The organism is uncultured Martelella sp. (genome assembly GCF_963677965.2).
GTDB lineage: Bacteria > Pseudomonadota > Alphaproteobacteria > Rhizobiales > Rhizobiaceae > Martelella > Martelella mangrovi.
The window spans coordinates 2521596-2538092 of record NZ_CAXXFM010000001.1 but is presented as its reverse complement, the minus strand read 5'-3'; the positions used below and the strand labels follow the sequence as shown (position 1 = coordinate 2538092).

The 16497-nt window shown below is 61.1% G+C and carries 16 protein-coding genes; 7 read left to right on the top strand and 9 right to left on the bottom strand.

The features are described 5' to 3' along the window. Position 1: 1 nt before the first annotated feature. Positions 2-1495 carry a UbiD family decarboxylase gene (locus ACHZCU_RS11870; protein WP_319518940.1) on the top strand — a complete coding sequence of 498 codons (1494 nt, stop codon included), beginning with the start codon at positions 2-4 and terminating at the stop codon, positions 1493-1495. 18 nt (positions 1496-1513) lie between these two features. On the opposite strand, the gene ACHZCU_RS11865 is transcribed toward ACHZCU_RS11870, so the two are convergent. The 5 genes from ACHZCU_RS11865 to ACHZCU_RS11845 all read right to left on the bottom strand — a co-directional run bounded on the left by ACHZCU_RS11865 (position 1514) and on the right by ACHZCU_RS11845 (position 5874). Beyond that, positions 1514-2266, bottom strand: coding sequence for an ABC transporter ATP-binding protein (locus tag ACHZCU_RS11865; protein ID WP_106306463.1), 753 nt, complete (start codon positions 2264-2266; stop codon positions 1514-1516). Positions 2267-2286: 20 nt separating this feature from the next. Beyond that, entirely contained in the window at positions 2287-3120 is an 834-nt protein-coding gene (gene cysW, locus ACHZCU_RS11860) for a sulfate ABC transporter permease subunit CysW (RefSeq protein ID WP_319519788.1), read from the bottom strand. An 18-nt stretch (positions 3121-3138) separates the two neighbouring features. Next, entirely contained in the window at positions 3139-4002 is an 864-nt protein-coding gene (cysT, locus tag ACHZCU_RS11855; protein ID WP_319518939.1) for a sulfate ABC transporter permease subunit CysT, read from the bottom strand. A gap of 101 nt (positions 4003-4103) precedes the next feature. Continuing rightward, positions 4104-5111, bottom strand: coding sequence for a thiosulfate ABC transporter substrate-binding protein CysP (gene cysP / locus ACHZCU_RS11850; RefSeq protein ID WP_106306457.1), 1008 nt, complete (start codon positions 5109-5111; stop codon positions 4104-4106). Between the two features lie 181 nt (positions 5112-5292). Beyond that, on the bottom strand, positions 5293-5874 hold the full coding sequence (locus tag ACHZCU_RS11845; RefSeq protein WP_319518938.1) for a thymidine kinase: 582 nt from the start codon (positions 5872-5874) through the stop codon (positions 5293-5295). Positions 5875-6095: 221 nt separating this feature from the next. Here ACHZCU_RS11845 and ACHZCU_RS11840 point away from each other — a divergent pair, with 221 nt between their 5' ends. The 5 genes from ACHZCU_RS11840 (at position 6096) to ACHZCU_RS11820 (ending at position 10749) form a co-directional block, all read left to right on the top strand. Further along, complete coding sequence (locus tag ACHZCU_RS11840) at positions 6096-7166, top strand: ATP-binding cassette domain-containing protein (RefSeq protein ID WP_319518937.1); 1071 nt, start codon at positions 6096-6098, stop codon at positions 7164-7166. Beyond that, on the top strand, positions 7163-7873 hold the full coding sequence (locus tag ACHZCU_RS11835) for a pyridoxamine 5'-phosphate oxidase family protein (RefSeq protein ID WP_319518936.1): 711 nt from the start codon (positions 7163-7165) through the stop codon (positions 7871-7873). Before ACHZCU_RS11840 ends, ACHZCU_RS11835 begins: the two co-directional genes overlap by 4 nt. 109 nt (positions 7874-7982) lie before the next feature. Then, entirely contained in the window at positions 7983-8288 is a 306-nt protein-coding gene (locus ACHZCU_RS11830; protein WP_106306445.1) for a metalloregulator ArsR/SmtB family transcription factor, read from the top strand. A gap of 165 nt (positions 8289-8453) precedes the next feature. Further along, positions 8454-9782 carry an aspartate aminotransferase family protein gene (locus ACHZCU_RS11825; RefSeq protein ID WP_319518935.1) on the top strand — a complete coding sequence of 443 codons (1329 nt, stop codon included), beginning with the start codon at positions 8454-8456 and terminating at the stop codon, positions 9780-9782. Positions 9783-9876: 94 nt separating this feature from the next. After that, positions 9877-10749, top strand: a complete 873-nt coding sequence (locus tag ACHZCU_RS11820) for an aldose 1-epimerase family protein (RefSeq protein WP_319518934.1) — start codon at positions 9877-9879, stop codon at positions 10747-10749. A gap of 6 nt (positions 10750-10755) precedes the next feature. On the opposite strand, the gene ACHZCU_RS11815 is transcribed toward ACHZCU_RS11820, so the two are convergent. Then, complete coding sequence (locus tag ACHZCU_RS11815) at positions 10756-12405, bottom strand: alpha-glucosidase family protein (protein WP_319518933.1); 1650 nt, start codon at positions 12403-12405, stop codon at positions 10756-10758. Positions 12406-12591: 186 nt separating this feature from the next. On the opposite strand from ACHZCU_RS11815, the gene ACHZCU_RS11810 reads away from it, so the two are divergent. After that, complete coding sequence (locus ACHZCU_RS11810; RefSeq protein WP_319518932.1) at positions 12592-13626, top strand: glycosyltransferase family 1 protein; 1035 nt, start codon at positions 12592-12594, stop codon at positions 13624-13626. Here ACHZCU_RS11810 and der read toward each other — a convergent pair whose 3' ends face one another. The 3 genes from der to ACHZCU_RS11795 all read right to left on the bottom strand — a co-directional run bounded on the left by der (position 13627) and on the right by ACHZCU_RS11795 (position 16460). Beyond that, entirely contained in the window at positions 13627-15054 is a 1428-nt protein-coding gene (der, locus tag ACHZCU_RS11805; RefSeq protein ID WP_319518931.1) for a ribosome biogenesis GTPase Der, read from the bottom strand. It lies immediately after the preceding gene. A 19-nt stretch (positions 15055-15073) separates the two neighbouring features. After that, positions 15074-15754 carry a tetratricopeptide repeat protein gene (locus ACHZCU_RS11800; protein WP_319518930.1) on the bottom strand — a complete coding sequence of 227 codons (681 nt, stop codon included), beginning with the start codon at positions 15752-15754 and terminating at the stop codon, positions 15074-15076. A 118-nt stretch (positions 15755-15872) separates the two neighbouring features. Then, positions 15873-16460 carry an NnrU family protein gene (locus tag ACHZCU_RS11795; protein ID WP_319518929.1) on the bottom strand — a complete coding sequence of 196 codons (588 nt, stop codon included), beginning with the start codon at positions 16458-16460 and terminating at the stop codon, positions 15873-15875. Between the last annotated feature and the right edge of the window lie 37 nt (positions 16461-16497).

Below are 16497 nucleotides of genomic sequence, written 5' to 3'. Positions count from 1 at the left end.
CATGAAAAAAGAAACCCCGCCGCACCGCTATGACGGACTTCAGGACTTCCTCGACACGCTTGAACGCCGTGGCCGGCTGAAGCGGATCGCGCGGCCTGTCGCGCTGAAACACGAGATCACCGAAATCCACAGACGCGTGCTGGCCAAGGGCGGACCGGCGCTGCTGTTCGAAAAACCGGTCAACGAAGCCGGGCGAATCAGTGAAATTCCGCTGGTCGCCAACCTGTTCGGCACGCGCGAACGCGTCGAATGGGGTTTCGGTCTGGCAGAAGGCGGGATCGGTGAGCTGGCAACGCTGCTGAGCGAACTGAAATCCCCTCACCCGCCGGCAAGCCTGAAGGACGCGATGGGCAGTCTTCCATTGCTGCGTTCCGCGCTTTCCCTCGGCGTGAAGGATGAAAGCCGTCCGCCCTGCCAGGAGACCGTCTGGCGCGGCGATGCCGTCGATCTTGGCCGCCTGCCGATCCAGTGGTGCTGGCCGGGCGAACCGGCGCCGCTGGTGACATGGCCGCTGGTGATCACCCGCGATTACGGCCCCGCCGGTCCGGCCAATGTCGGCATCTACCGCATGCAGGTGCTGGGAAAGAACCGGCTGATCATGCGTTGGCTCGAACAGCGCGGCGGAGCAAAGCACTTCCGCTCATGGCAGAAGGCGGGCAAGGACATGCCCGTGGCGATTGCCATCGGCGCAGACCCGGCGACGATCCTGTCGGCCGTGATGCCGCTGCCGGAAGACATGAGCGAACTCGATTTCGCCGGCGTCCTGCGGGGCCGCAAGACCCGCGTCGCCCCTGCCCTCACCCAGCCGCTTTCCGTGCCCGCCAATGCGGAAATCGTGCTGGAAGGCACGGTTTCGGTGAGCGAGGAAGCGGATGAAGGGCCATACGGCGACCATACCGGCTATTTCAACGCAGTCGAGCGCTTCCCGGTCGTCACGCTTTCAGCCATCACCATGCGCAAGAAGCCGGTCTATCTTTCGACCTATACCGGGCGGCCGCCAGATGAGCCATCGATCATGGGCGAAGCGATGACGGAACTGTTCATTCCGCTGGTCAAGCAGCAGTTCCCCGAAATCACCGACATCTACCTGCCGCCGGAGGCGTGTTCCTACCGCGCCATTGTCGCCTCGATCGACAAGCGCTATCCCGGCCAGGCGCGCCGGGTGATGGTGGGGCTGTGGTCGATGCTGTCGCAATTCAACATGACCAAGCTGATCATCATCGTCGATCCCGACGTCAATGTCAGAAGCTGGGATGATGTGATGTGGGCGCTTTCCACCCGCTTCGACGCCTCGCGCGACACCCTGCTTCTGGAAGGAACACCGGTCGACTATCTCGATTTCGCCTCGCCGAAACCGGGGCTTGGCGGCAAGCTGGGCCTCGATGCGACCAACAAGATCGGCCCGGAAACCGAGCGCGAATGGGGCAAGGTGCTGACGATGTCGGACACGGTCCAGGAAAGCGTCGACCGGATGTGGCACGAACTGGGGCTCTGAGCCCTGCCCGCAGCCCGGTCAGATACCGGCGCCCTGGTTTTCGTAGTTCGCCATGCCTTCCAGAAACTCCGCAACGAAGGGGCTTGCCGGCGAGCGCACCAGTTCTTCCGCCGTGCCAAACTGCTCGATCCGGCCTTCAGACATCACAGCGATACGGTCGGCGATCTCGAAGGCCTCTTCCTGATCATGCGTTACCAGAATGGCGGAAATGCCGACCTTGCGCTGCAGATCGCGCAGCGCGGTGCGAAGACCCTTGCGGATCTTGGTGTCGAGCGCGGAAAACGGCTCGTCCAGCAACAGCAGGCGCGGCTCGATGGCCAGCGCACGCGCCAGTGCCACACGCTGACGCTGGCCCCCGGAAAGCTGCGAGGGGTAGCGGTCGGCAAGGTGGCCGATCTCGGACATATCAAGCAGCGCCTTCACCCGCTCGCCGATCTCGCCGCGCGATGGCCGAAGCCCGCGCGGACGCATTTTCAGCCCGAAGGCGGTATTGTCAGCGACGCTCATATGCTCGAACAGCGCATAGCTCTGGAACACCATGCCGAAACGGCGCAGCCGCGCCTCAAGCCCGGTAATGTCCTCGCCTTCCATCAAGAGCCGGCCGCTTTCGGCAAACTGCAATCCGGCAATGATGCGCAGCAGCGTGGTCTTGCCGGAGCCGGACGGGCCCAAAAGCGCTACGAATTCGCCGGGCGCCACGTTGAGATTGACGGCGTCCAGCACAAGATTGCTGCCGTAGGATTTCGAAACATTCTCGATCTCAAGAGCCATGATCGGCCTCCCGGTTGATCTCAGTGCACATTCGGATGCCGCATTTCAATCACTGCCCGCAGGATCAGCGTGATGACGGCGATCACGGCAAGGATGGTGGCTGCCGCAAAGGCGCCGGCGACATTGTAATCATCATAAAGAAGCTGGACCTGCAGCGGCAGCGTCATCGTCTCCCCGCGAATATTGCCGGAGACGACGCTGACGGCGCCGAATTCGCCGATGACGCGGGCGTTTGCCAGAACCGCGCCATAAAGCAGTGCCCAGCGGATATTCGGCAACGTGACGTAGAAGAACGTCTGCCAGCCATTGGCGCCGAGCGTGAGTGCCGCTTCTTCCTGATCCCGGCCGGAAATCTCCATCAGCGGGATCAGTTCGCGGGCGACAAAGGGGCAGGTCACGAACAGCGAGACCAGCACGATCCCCGTCAGATTGAACATCAGCTGGATGTTCCACTGGTCGAGGAAGCCGCCGACAAGGCCGGTCGAGCCATAGACCAGAAGATAGCAGAGACCGGCAACGATGGGCGAAATCGAAAACGGCAGTTCGATGATGGTGACCAGCGCCCGGCGGCCGGGAAAGCGGAACCGGGTGACGGCCCATGCCGCGCAGATGCCGAAAACAATATTGACCGGCAGCGCGATCAGCGCGGTGATCACCGTCAGCATGATCGCATGAACGGTTTCCGGCTCGGAAATGCTGGCGACATAGACCCCGAGCCCTTCGGAAAAGGCGCGGACGAAAATCGCAAGGCTCGGCAACCCCATCACCAACGCCGCAAACGCCACGGCAATGATGACCAGGACGAAACGCCGGGCACGGCGGCGGCGCATCAGGGCGCGAACCTGCGGATGCATGGTGTTCTCCGCCATGGCTCAGCCTCCCCTCTTCAGGTGCCGGCCGGCGCGTCCGGTGGCGATATTGGCGGCGACCAGCACGATGAGCGCCAGCAGAAGCAGCGTTCCGGCAATCGCGCTTGCGGCCGGAAAGTCATATTCATCGAGGCGGATCATGATCAGCAGCGAGGCAATCTCGGTCTTGTAGGGCATGTTGCCGGCAATGAAGATCACCGCGCCGAATTCCCCCAGCGAACGGGCAAAGGCCAGCGACGCGCCCATGATGAAGCTTGGCCAGATCTGCGGAAAGACGATGTGGCGAAACACCTGAATGTCACGCGCGCCCAGCGTCTGCGCGGCTTCCTCAAGATCGGTGCGCAAGCTTTCCATCACCGGCTGCACGGTCCTGACCCCGAAAGGCACGGAGGTAAAGGTCATGGCGATCGCGATGCCCCACCAGGTATAGGCAACCTTGATGTTCATCTCGGAAAGCAGCATGCCCATCCAGCCATTGCGGTCGTAAAGGGCGACAAGCGCGATACCGGCAACAGCTGTCGGCAGCGCGAACGGCAGGTCGATCAGCGCATCGAGCAGGCGCTTGCCGGGAAACTTGTAGCGCACGATGACCCAGGCCAGCAGCAGGCCGAAACAGGCATTGAACACCGTTGCCATCAGCGCGGCCGAAATCGTCACCCGGAAGGCTGCAAGCGTGCGGTCGGACGAGATGATCCGCCAGTAATCGGCAAACCCGAGCTGTCCGAGCTGGAAGAACAGGGCGCTGAGCGGCAGCAGGATGATCAGGCAGGTAAACAGCAGCGTCACGCCGAGTGTCAGGCCGAAACCGGGGATAACCCGGCGGGCGGCCCGTCGCGGACGGCTGGCTTGTGGAAGCGAAATCGACATGGTGGCCCTGCTTGATGTGAAGGCTCGATGCAACACATCGGCGGCGAAAAGGCAAGAGGCCCGCGTCAAAGCGCAGGCCCCGGATTGTCAGCAGATCAGGCTCAGTTGCCGGACTGGATCTGGTCCAGCACGCCGCCATCGCTGAAGTGGGTTTCGTTGGCCTGTTCCCAGCCGCCGAAGACGTCTTCGACCGTCACCAGCTTCACTTCCGGGAACTTGTCGGCATATTCGGCCTTCACTTCCGGGTTGTGAACGCGGTTGTTGAACGAGGCAACGATTTCCTGGCCTTCCTTGGTATAGAGGAATTCCAGATAGGCCTTGGAAACATCAAGCGTGCCACGCTGTTCGGCAACCTTCTCGACGACGGCGACCGGGAATTCGGCCAGAAGCGAGATCGAGGGAACCACGCGGGTATATTCATCCTCGCCATACTGGGCGCGGATATTTTCCACCTCTGCCTCGAAGGTGATCAACACATCGCCGATACCGCGTTCGACAAAGGTCGTGGTCGCGCCGCGGCCACCGGTATCGAAGACAGCAACATTGCCGAGAATATCGCCGACGAATTCACGCGCCTGGGCGTCATCGCCATCGAACTTTTCAAGCGCATAGGCATAGGCCGCCAGATAGGTGTAGCGGGCATTGCCGGAGGTCTTCGGGTTGGGGAAGACGAGCTGCACATCGTCGCGGGCGAGATCGTCCCAGTCCTTGATGTCCTTCGGATTGCCCTCGCGCACCAGGAAGGCGGGCAGCGAGTAATAGGGCGACGCATTGTTCGGCAGGGCCTGCTGCCAGTCCTCGGCGACAAAACCATTGTCGGCCAGCACCTGCACGTCGAGTACCTGGTTGAAGGTCACGAGGTCGGCCTTCAGCCCCTGCAGGATCGCACGGGCCTGCTTGGAAGAGCCGGCATGGGACTGCTTGATGGTGACATCCTGTCCGCTTTCGTTCTTCCAGTATTCGGCGAAAGCCGGGTTGATCGTCGCGTAGAGTTCGCGCGCGATATCATAGGACACGTTCAGGATTTCCACCTGATCGTCGGCCCTTGCCGGGGCGCCGGCGGTCAGAAGGAGAGCGGCGCCGAGCGCGGCGAAAAGTGTCTTTTTCATCGGGAAACCATTTTTTCGTGTTTCGAACTGTGGCGAAATTTAGAAAAGTTGATCGCTCAATCCAAGAAAACCGTTCGCCGTAACCGGCCACCGTTAGAAAATTAAATTCAATCTTTGTGGGTTTGACGCCGTTTGGTTCCGTTGCCGGAAGGACAGGCACTGATAGACCGGTGCGCAAGCGCTAGCGGCGACCGGTCTTTTCTTTCCAGTGCTTGCGGCAATAGGAGACGTAACGCTCATTGCCGCCGACTTCGATCTGGGGGCCGTCCAGCAGAACATTGCCCGCACCGTCGAGACGCACGACCATCGTCGCCTTGCGGCCGCAATGACATATGGTGCGCACTTCGCGAAGCTCGTCGGCCAGCACGAACAGTTCTCTGGACGCGGGAAACAGCTCGCCGCGAAAATCCGACCGCAAACCATAGGCCATGACCGGCAGGCCCAGTTCGTCCACGACCCGGGCCAGCTGCCACATATGTTCTGCGGTGGCGAAATGGGCTTCGTCGACAAACAGACAGTCCATGCTGCATTCGTCGTTCAGCCGGGCCGTCAGTTCGAACAGATCGGTTTCGGGGCCGAACGTCACCGCCTCCGCCTTCAACCCGATGCGCGATGACACGACGCCTTTGCCGGCCCGGTCATCAAGCTCGGCCAGCAGGATCACCGCATGCATGCCCCGCTCGCGGTAATTATAGGCGGCCTGCAGCAGCAGGGTCGATTTTCCCGCATTCATCGTTGCGTAATAGAAGTGAAGTTTTGCCATTGTCCCGATCCTTACGACCTCCTTTTGCCGTCAGGCGCAGGCGATAATAAAGTGCAAAAAGCGGCAAACCACAGGAAACACGCTGCATTCTCTTCGCCCGCGAGACAAAAGGGCATGACTTGCCGTACCGGCCGGTTTGTGAAAAACATCTCCCCGGTCAGGCATGCGCCCTTCCGGTTCACAAACACCCAATATCCGTGATCTGCTTCGAAAGTTCTTCCATGAACAAGGCTGTGGAGCTCCACAATATCGACATCGTTTTTGGCAGGCGCCCCCGCCGGGCCCTGCCGTTGATTGACGCCGGGCTTTCGCGCGACGATATACAGCGCAGGACCGGCAATATCGTCGGCGTCAGTGATGCGTCGCTCACCATCGGCGAAGGCGAGATCGTCGTGCTGATGGGCCTTTCCGGCTCCGGCAAATCGACCCTGCTGCGCGCTGTAAACGGTCTGGCGCCGGTCACCCGCGGTAACGTGATCGTGCACACCGACAGCGGGCCGGTCGCGCCATACAAGGACGGGAACCGCGCCCTGCAGGCGCTCAGAAGCCGTTCCGTATCGATGGTCTTCCAGCAATTCGCCCTGCTGCCCTGGCGCAGCGTGGCCGAAAATGTCGGCTTCGGGCTTGAGCTTGCCGGCATCAGCGGCAGACAAAGGCGCGAGCGGGTTGAAGAACAGCTGGCGCTCGTCGGCCTTTCCGACTGGGCCGACCAGCCGATCCATTCGCTTTCCGGCGGCATGCAGCAGCGCGTCGGGCTGGCGCGCGCGCTGGCGACCGGCGCTCCGGTTTTGCTCATGGATGAACCGTTTTCCGCACTCGATCCCCTGATCCGCGCCCATCTTCAGGACGGACTGCTTTCGCTGCAGCAACGGCTGAAGAAAACCATCCTGTTCGTCAGCCACGATCTCGACGAGGCAATCAAGCTCGGCAACCGGATTGCGATCATGCAGGCCGGCAAGATTGTTCAGACAGGAACGCCGCGTGACATCATCAGGGCGCCGGCAAACGATTATATTGCCCAGTTCGTTGCCCGCACCAACCAGTTTGCCGTCCTGACGGCGGAGGATATCATGCAGCCCGTGACCGACCGTTCCCGGCTTGAGACCCGGGTTTCGGCAACGGTCAAGCCGCAGACATCCATCGCTTTGCTGCTGCGCGCGTTTGCCGAACGGCCGGGCGTGATCGCGGTGATCGACCGCGGCCGGATTACCGGAACAATCACCGAGAGCGATGTGATGACCCATCTCGGCGGACACCGGCCGGGCCCGGACCCGAACGAGGTTTCCCGATGAACCAGAACGTCCTGCGCGAAACCGATGATGCGGCACGAACCCTTGCCCGGAAGCTCATTCGCGAAGCGCCTTTTGCCGCTTTGGCCGTGAACGAACCGGAGACCGGTTTTCCCCTGGCAAGCCGCGTGCTGCTGGCAACGGACATTGACGGCACACCGGTGATTCTCGTTTCCCGCCTTTCTGTCCACACGCAGGCGATGGAACGCGACCCGCGGGTATCGCTCCTGACGGGCGAGCCCGGCAAAGGCGATCCGCTCGCCCATCCCCGCCTGACCACGCGCTGCCATGTAAGCCCCGTCATACGGGAAAGCGACCACCATGAAAGGCTGCGTCAGCGTTTTCTCGACCTCCATAAGAAAGCAAAAAATTACATTGACTTCCCCGATTTCAACCTGCTCCGCCTGGAGCCGGTATCGGCCAATCTCAATGGCGGCTTCGGGAAGGCCTACTTTCTGGAGGGGACAGATATCGTCAGGCAGAATGCATTGGCGGCATATCAATGGTTTGACCTCACTTATGCAAAAAAGCATGCAGAAGTCATATTCGAAAAAGCCAAAAAGAAAGAATACACGCTCACAACCATCGATCCTGAGGGTATCTATATTAAAAAAGGAGGCGCAACAGAAAGATCAGAATTTGCTAAAACTGCCGAAAACCATGATGATGTTTTTACATTTGTCCGTGATATAGTCGAAAAAATACCCTAAATTTCGCATTACTTTTCAATACACACTTGTGTAAGTTTTTCAGCGGATACAGAAATTACTTGGCGCCGAAATCAACAAAGGAAACATCATCGTGACCGCAGATACACAAATGGACAAAACCGCCATTGCAGCAGGCCTGCTTTCGGCAATGGCCAATCCGAAACGGCTTCAGATTTTGTGCGTATTGATCGAGAACGAGATGCCCGTAGGTGCGCTTGCCAACCGTGTCGGCCTCAGCCAGTCGGCCTTGTCCCAGCACCTCTCAAAGTTGCGCTCGCAAAACCTCGTGGAAACCCGGCGGGAAGCGCAGACCATTTACTACAGCACCCATGCCGAACCTGTGCGCAAGCTGCTCGAGACCCTCGACGACATTTATGATGATCAACCGAACTGGCGCGACACCCTGACGGGATGAGACGACACCGAGCCGGAAGCGACTTTGAAAAAACGGGCCGCCACAAGGCCCCGTGCGCGCCGCCTTACTGCTTGACGGCGCTTCATCCGCTGATAACGTGCTCCGCGACAATTTAAAAAACAGCTGGCCCGGCAAAACGGGTCACTTTCTTTTGTGGAGCAGCTCATGTCGGATCGTAGCGCCGTCGTACCCAACAATCTTGAAGCCTTCTGGATGCCGTTTACCGCAAACCGGCAGTTCAAACAGGCGCCACGCATGTTCGCCTCGGCGAAGGACATGTATTACACCACCGTCGACGGCCGCACGGTGCTGGATGGCACGGCGGGCCTGTGGTGCGTCAATGCCGGGCATTGCCGGCCGAAGATCACCGAGGCGATCCGCCCCCAGGCCGGAGAGCTGGACTATGCCCCGGCCTTTCAGCTCGGCCACCCCAAGGCCTTCGAGCTGGCCAACCGGCTTGTCGAACTGGCGCCGGAAGGCATGGGCCATGTCTTCTATACCAATTCCGGTTCCGAATCCGTCGATACGGCCCTGAAGATGGCGCTTGCCTATCACCGGGTGAAGGGCCAGGGCGAGCGTTTCCGCCTGATCGGCCGCGAACGCGGTTACCACGGCATCAATTTCGGCGGCACGTCGGTCGGCGGCATTGTTTCGAACCGCAAGATGTTCGGCACGCTTTTGACCGGTGTCGATCACATCCCCCACACCCACCTGCCGGACGCCAATGCCTTCACCAAGGGCGAGCCCGAGCACGGCGCCGATCTCGCCGATGCGCTGGAGCGGATCGTTGCCCTGCATGACCCGTCCACGGTTGCTGCCGTCATCGTCGAGCCTGTGGCCGGCTCCACCGGCGTTCTCATTCCGCCGAAGGGCTATCTCCAGCGCCTGCGCAACATCTGCGACAAACACGGCATCCTGCTGATCTTCGATGAAGTGATCACCGGTTTCGGTCGTGTCGGCGCACCGTTTGCGGCCGAATATTTCGGCGTGACGCCGGACATCATGACCACCGCCAAGGGGCTCACCAACGGTGTTATCCCCATGGGGGCCGTGTTCGTCAGGGACGAAATTCACGACGCCTTCATGAACGGCCCCGAGCACATGATCGAGTTCATGCACGGCTATACCTATTCGGGCAATCCGATCGCATCGGCCGCGGGGCTTGCCACGCTGGAAACCTATCAGGAGGAAGGGCTGCTGACCCGCGCGCAGGAGCTTGCGCCTTACTGGGAAGAGCAGCTTCACAGCCTGAAGGACTGCCCGCATGTCATCGACATCCGCAATCTCGGCCTGATCGGCGCCATCGAACTGGAGCCGATTGCCGGCGAACCGACCAAGCGCGCCTTTTCCGCCTTCCTCAAGGCCTATGAGGACGGCCTCCTGATCCGCACCACGGGCGACATCATCGCGCTGTCGCCGCCGCTGATCATCTCGAAGGGCGAGATCGACGAACTGTTCGACAAGCTCCGCACCGTGCTGATGAACAATATCTGACCGCAATGCGGCGGGGCCTGCCAGGCATTCCGCCGCAATACTTCACCCCGCGACGCCCCCCACGGCACAAACGGCACAAAACGAGGTCCCCGTCATGACAGACGCCATCCGCATTGCAAACGACGCACTGACCGTCACCGTCTCGCCGCTTGGCGCCGAGACACAATCGATTGCGACCGCAGACGGGCGGCAATGGCTCTGGAACGGCGACCCGGAATTCTGGACCGGACGCGCGCCGATCCTGTTTCCGATTGTCGGCAAGGCGCCCGATGACCGGGTCGAAATCGGCGGCGAAAGCTTCGTCATGAAACAGCACGGCTTCGCGCGGCGCAGCATGTTTAAACTTGCCGAAAGCAGCGAAACACGCTGCCGTTTCGTCCTGACGGATTCAGCGGAAACACGAACCACCTATCCCTTCGCCTTCCGGCTTTCGGTCGAGCATGTCCTCGAGGGCAAGACGCTTACCGTCTCTGCAAGTGTTGAAAACACCGATGACAAGCCGATGCCCTTCGGTTTCGGCTTTCATCCGGCCTTCTGCTGGCCGATGCCGGGCATGACCAAGGGCCATGTCCATCACATCACGCTGGCAAACCGCGCCGAACCGGCAATGGTCCGTCTGCGCGGCGGGCTTATCGACCTGACGCCACTGCCCTCCCCCTTTTCAAAGGGCATCCTTGCCCTCGACCATGACTATTTCGAAGACGATGCGATGATCTTTCCGGACGGCGCCGGCGACCGCCTGACCTTCAGCGCGGAAGATGGCCCCGACCTGCAGTTCGCATTCGAAGGCCTGCCCAATCTGGCGCTGTGGACCAAGCCCGGCGCGCCTTACATCTGCGTCGAACCCTGGCATGGCATGGCCGCCGCCCATGGCAAGGGGGCGGCCCTCGAGGACCGCCCGTCGACCAAAATTCTGGCGCCCGGAGAAAGCGCGCGTTTTGCCTACAGCGTCACCATAGACGCCTGACGCCCCTCAAAGCTTCGCGCAAAAGCCGTCGAACGCCCCGAGGTCGACATGGGCCTCGTTCAGCACGCCGGTCATGCCCGGCAGGTCGAGGGTATCGACATGTTCAAGCGCGATCTGCAGCGGCACGGATTGCGGCGTGTCGGCGAAATTGTAGACGAACAGCAGCGTCTTTCCGTTCTTTTCGCGCGTAAACATCAGCACGTCTTCATTGTCGCTGTCGATGAAGGTGATATCGCCGTCGAACAGAACATCGTGCTCGGCCCTGAAGGACAGCACCGCGCGATAGTGATTGTAGACCGTATCCGGTTCCGGCGCCTGCTCGAACACCGAAAGCGGCAGATGCTCCGGCGGCACCGGCAGCCAGGGTTTGTCGGCGGTGGTGAAGCCGGCATGCGGGGCGACATTGCTCCACGGCATCGGCGTACGGCAGCCGTCACGTCCCTTGAAGGACGGCCAGAAGCGGATGCCGTAAGGGTCACGCAGATCTTCAAAGGCGATCTCGGCCTGCGGCAGCCCCAGCTCCTCGCCCTGATAGAGGCAGACGGAACCGCGCAGCGTGGCCAGTACGGAGATCGCCAGCCGCGCCACCGGCTCCCGTTCCGCTTCGGTTTTGGCAAAGCGCGAGACGTGGCGGTCGACATCGTGGTTGGAAAACGCCCAGCACACCCAGCCATCCTTCACCGTGGCAAAGTAATTCTCGACGCATTCGCGAATATGCGCGGGCGAGAAATTCGGTCCGAGAAAATCGAAGGTATAGCACATGTGCAGCTTGTCATTGCCGGAGGTATAGGCGGCAACGGTCTTCAGCGAACGCGCGCCGTCGCCCACCTCGCCCACCGATGTGCGCTGGTCATATTCATCCAGCAGCGCACGGAAGCGCTGGAGGAAGCCGATATTTTCCGGTCGCGTCTTGTCATAGATATGCTGCTGGAAACCATAGGGGTTCACATCCGGCGCATCGAGCCCGACCGGGCCGAGCTTGCCGTCGACCGCCGGATTGTCGCGCAGTTTTTCATCGCAGAAATAATAGTTCACCGTGTCCAGACGGAAGCCATCGACGCCCAGTTCCAGCCAGAAGCGCACGGTTTCCAGCAGCGCATCCTGCACGGCTTCGCAATGGAAGTTGAGGTCCGGCTGGCTGGCGAGGAAATTGTGCATGTAATACTGCTTGCGCGTGCCGTCCCATTCCCACGCCGGGCCGCCGAATATCGACAGCCAGTTGTTCGGCGCGGTTCCGTCCGGTTTGGCATCGGCCCAGACGAACCAGTCGGCCTTGTCATTGTCCTTGCTCCTGCGGCTTTCCTTGAACCAGTCATGCTGGTCGGAGGTGTGGGAGAGCACCTGATCGATGATGACCTTCAGCCCCAGCCGGTGGGCTTCCGCCACCAGCGCCCTGAAATCATCCAGCGTACCGAACATCGGATCGACATCGCGGTAATCGGAGACATCATAACCCATGTCGGCCATCGGCGACTTGAAGAAGGGCGACAGCCAGATGGCATCGACGCCCAGCTCGGCGACATAGCCGAGCCGCCGCGTGATACCGGGAAGATCGCCGATCCCGTCGCCGGTGGTATCCTGAAAGGAGCGCGGGTAGATCTGATAGATGACGCCGCCGCGCCACCAGTCGGCCGTTTCGTTTTTCTCGCCGGTCATGGAAAAGTCCCTGTTCGAAATTGCTGACCATCAGCCTATCGCCGGGATAGCGCGCGGTAAATGCGCAAAGGCGCATTATCCGCAAGAGGGCATTCTGCTACGATTGCAGTGTAATAAGGCTGTAACATCCCTTGGATAACAGGGCTGAACCGCTTTTGCGCAACCCTTGAGAATCGGACGGCGAACGTGGACGCACACACGACGAAACGATTGACCCTGATTTCCGATGCCTGGCATCCACAGGTCAACGGCGTCGTCCGCTCGATCGAAAATACCAATCGCGAACTGGAGAAGATGGGCGTTGCGGTCACCATGATCACGCCCGACCTGTTCCGCTCGATGCCGATGCCGACCTACCCCGAAATCCGGCTGGCGCTTGCCGCCTACGGCCAGGTCGCCCGCAAGATCACAGAAAGCGCCCCGGACTACGTCCATATCGCCACGGAAGGGCCGCTCGGCTTCAAGGCGCGGCGCTATTGCCTGAAACACGGCATCCGGTTTACGACCAGCTATCACACCCGCTTTCCCGAATATGTCGCAGCCCGCCTGCCGATTTCCAAAGACATGCTCTACGGCATCGTCCGCCGGTTCCACAATTCCGGCAATGGCTGCATGGTGGCGACCGACAGTCTCGCCCACGAACTGGAAGAACGCGGCATCCACAACCTGATGCGCTGGAGCCGCGGTATCGACAATGCGCTGTTTCATCCCCGGGCGAAATCGGAGGCGCCATTCGGCGGCCTCAAACGGCCGATCTTTCTGACGGTCGCCCGCGTTGCGGTGGAAAAGAACCTGCCCGCCCTGCTCGAACTCGACCTTCCCGGCAGCATTGTGGTGGTCGGCGACGGGCCGGCGCGCAAGGCGCTGGAGGAAAAGTTTCCCAACGTCCACTTCACCGGCGTCTTGCAGGGGGAGGCTCTGGCTGAAGCTTATGCCGAAGCCGATGTCTTCGTATTCACCTCGAAGACCGACACGTTCGGCAACACCATCATCGAGGCGCTGTCGAGCGGCGTGCCCGTGGCGGCTTATCCGGTAACCGGCCCGAGCGACATCCTCGAGGGCCATGAAGGCGCCGGCGCACTGGACGAGGATCTGAAGACAGCCTGCATGAAGGCGCTTGCCGGTTCACCGGAAAAGGCGCGGGAACTGGCGCTCACATACACCTGGGAAGCGGCCGCCGGACAATTCTACGACAATATGCGCACCGCCCATGATGGCTGATCAGCGCTTTTTCTTGCGCTTGTGCTCGAACGGATTGTCACCGGCGCGGAAATGGATGCGGATCGGCACGCCCGGCATCTCGAAATCGGCGCGCAGGCCATTCGTCAGATAGCGGATATAGCTTTCCGGCACCGCATCGGGCCTGGTGCAGGAAATCATGAAGCCCGGCGGGCGGGTCTTCACCTGCGTCATGTATTTCATCCTGAGGCGCCGGCCGGAAACGGCGGGCGGCGGATGGCTGACGGTCTGGCTGTCGAGCCAGCGGTTGAGCCGCGCCGTCGAAATGCGGCGGTTCCAAACGCGGTCGGTGTCGACGACGGCCTGCATCAGCTTGTCGAGGCCGGTGCCCCGCTCGCCCGAAATCGGCACGGCGCGAATGCCGCGCGCCTGCGGCAGGAGCCGCTCCGTCTTTTCGCGCAGATCCGCCAGAACCTGCTGGCGGTCTTCGATCATGTCCCACTTGTTGAAGGCGATCACGGCCGCCCGGCCCTCGCGGATGACGAGATCGACGATCTGCAGGTCCTGTTTTTCAAACGGGATCGTGGCGTCAAACACGATCACCACGCATTCGGCAAAGCGGATGGCGCGCAGCGCATCGGAAACGGAAAGCTTTTCGAGCTTTTCCACCACCTTTGCCTTGCGGCGCATGCCGGCCGTATCGAACAGCTTGATCGGGCGATCGCGCCATTCCCACTCCACCGAAATGGAATCGCGGGTAATCCCCGCTTCCGGGCCGGTCAGCAGCCGTTCCTCGCCGAGATAGCGGTTGATCAGCGTCGACTTGCCGGCATTGGGACGGCCGACAATGGCGACCCTCAGTGGCTTGCTGTCGTCGTAGGGCGCGGCCTCTTCCGGGTTTTCCGCTTCCTCGCGCGTCAGCATAACATCGGTTTCAGCCTCCGCACCGTCGTCTTCGTCACCAAAGGCGCGATCCTCGCCGATTGCCGCGATGATCGCCTCGCGCAGATCGGTCAGGCCCTGACCATGTTCGGCGGAAATCGGGCAGGGTTCGCCGAGGCCCAACGTAAAGGCATCATAAAAGCCGGCGTCCGAACCACGGGCTTCCGACTTGTTGGCAACCAGCACCACCGGCTTGCCCCGGCGGCGCAGCAGTTCGGCAAGCGTGTTGTCGGCGGGCGTCAGCCCGGCTTTCGCGTCCACGAGAAAGAGCGAGAGGTCGGCCTCGTCAATGGCCGCTTCGGTCTGCGCGCGCATGCGTCCCGGCAGGGTATCGGCCGCCGCCTCTTCAAGCCCGGCCGTATCGATGATGGTGAAGCGCAGGTCATAAAGCCGCGCCTCGCCCGGCCTGCGGTCGCGCGTCACCCCCGGCGTGTCATCGACAAGCGCCAGCTTCTGCCCGACCAGACGGTTGAACAGCGTGGATTTGCCGACATTCGGCCTTCCGACGATTGCGACCTTGAAACTCATTATGTCCTCGCGGGCCGGCCTAGCCGGCATCCTGGATTTCGCCGTCGGCAGCCATGACCTCAAGCAGGATCTGTGCACGGTTCAACGCATTGCGCGGCGCTTCCGGGTCATTGGCAATTTCCTCGAACCATTCCTGCGCACGATCGTAATCCTGATGCCCGTAGGCCGAAAGACCGAGAATTTCACGCGCGGAAAAGCGGAACGGGTTGCCGTCATTGGCAAGCGTCTCGACTTCGGCAGAAACCTGCGCATAGGTGCCGGTATCGACCAGAAGCCAGCCGGCGCGCAGCTTCGCGGCATCGCGGATTGCTTCAGGCACGCTGCGGTCCTTGCCGATGGAGGAGAAGGCCGAAACGGCCGCGGCCGTATCGCCGGCTTCGGAAAGCAGGGTCGCCGAACGCAATTCCGCCAGAACCGGATAGGAACCGTGTCCTTCGGCTTCAAGCTGGGCCAGCGTCTCTTCGGCAGCATCGAGATTACCGGCATCGATCTGGTTCAGCGCGGTCAGGAACACGTCACCGGACTGGGCTGCCTCGCGCGCCTGCCAGTATTCATAGCCGCGCCAGCCCGCGGTTCCGACGACGAGCAGGACGGCAAGCGCGATGAGATAGCGTCCGAAACGCCGCCATGCGTCCTTCATCCTGTCGGAGCGCAGTTCCTCGTTCACCTCGCGGATAAAACTGTCGTCCTGATTTGCCATTCCGTCACTCCGGCGCGATTTTCCTTGGTCCAGTGCCGGGCCTTCTAACCGTTTTTTCCGTCCGTTGTAAGAGCAAAAGCCGCCCCGGCATGGCGATATTGCGCCGGATTAGCGATTTTCACATGCCAAGCGAAACCGGAACGCCGATCAGCCAGACATGAAGCTTCCAGATGAACAGGCCCCAAAGCGCAATCCCGAGCACAAAGGCATAGGCATCATAGCGCGCCGAGACGAACGGTTTGCGGCTGTAGTTGCCTGCCCGCTCCCTGCGCGCCAGCGAAATACGCAGGATCACCGCCCAGATGAGCAGGCCTGCAAACAGGATGACGGAGGCCGCCTCGCCATTGGCCAGCAGATGGGCAAAAGCCCAGATCTTCACCGACAGCACCATCGGGTGCTTGGCCATGGACGCAATACGCCCCGGCGGAAAGAAGCTCGCGGAAAGACAGATCATGGCGACCAGCATCAGCAAGACGGTGACATGCGCCATCCAGAACGGCGGCGTATAAAGAACAATGCCCTGCCGGCGGGCATGACCGAAGGCGAAGATCATGAAAACGAGCGCGGCAAGCGCTGCGACAGAGAAGACACCCCTCCAGGCGTTTTCCCCGAGACGATCAATCATTGCCCGGCGACAGTCCGGTGCAAAGGTGTGAACGAGATGAATGCCTGTGAAAATCAGTACGGCAATGATGAGCATGATCATGGCGCTATCCCCCTGAAGGCGCAAAAACCATGGTCAC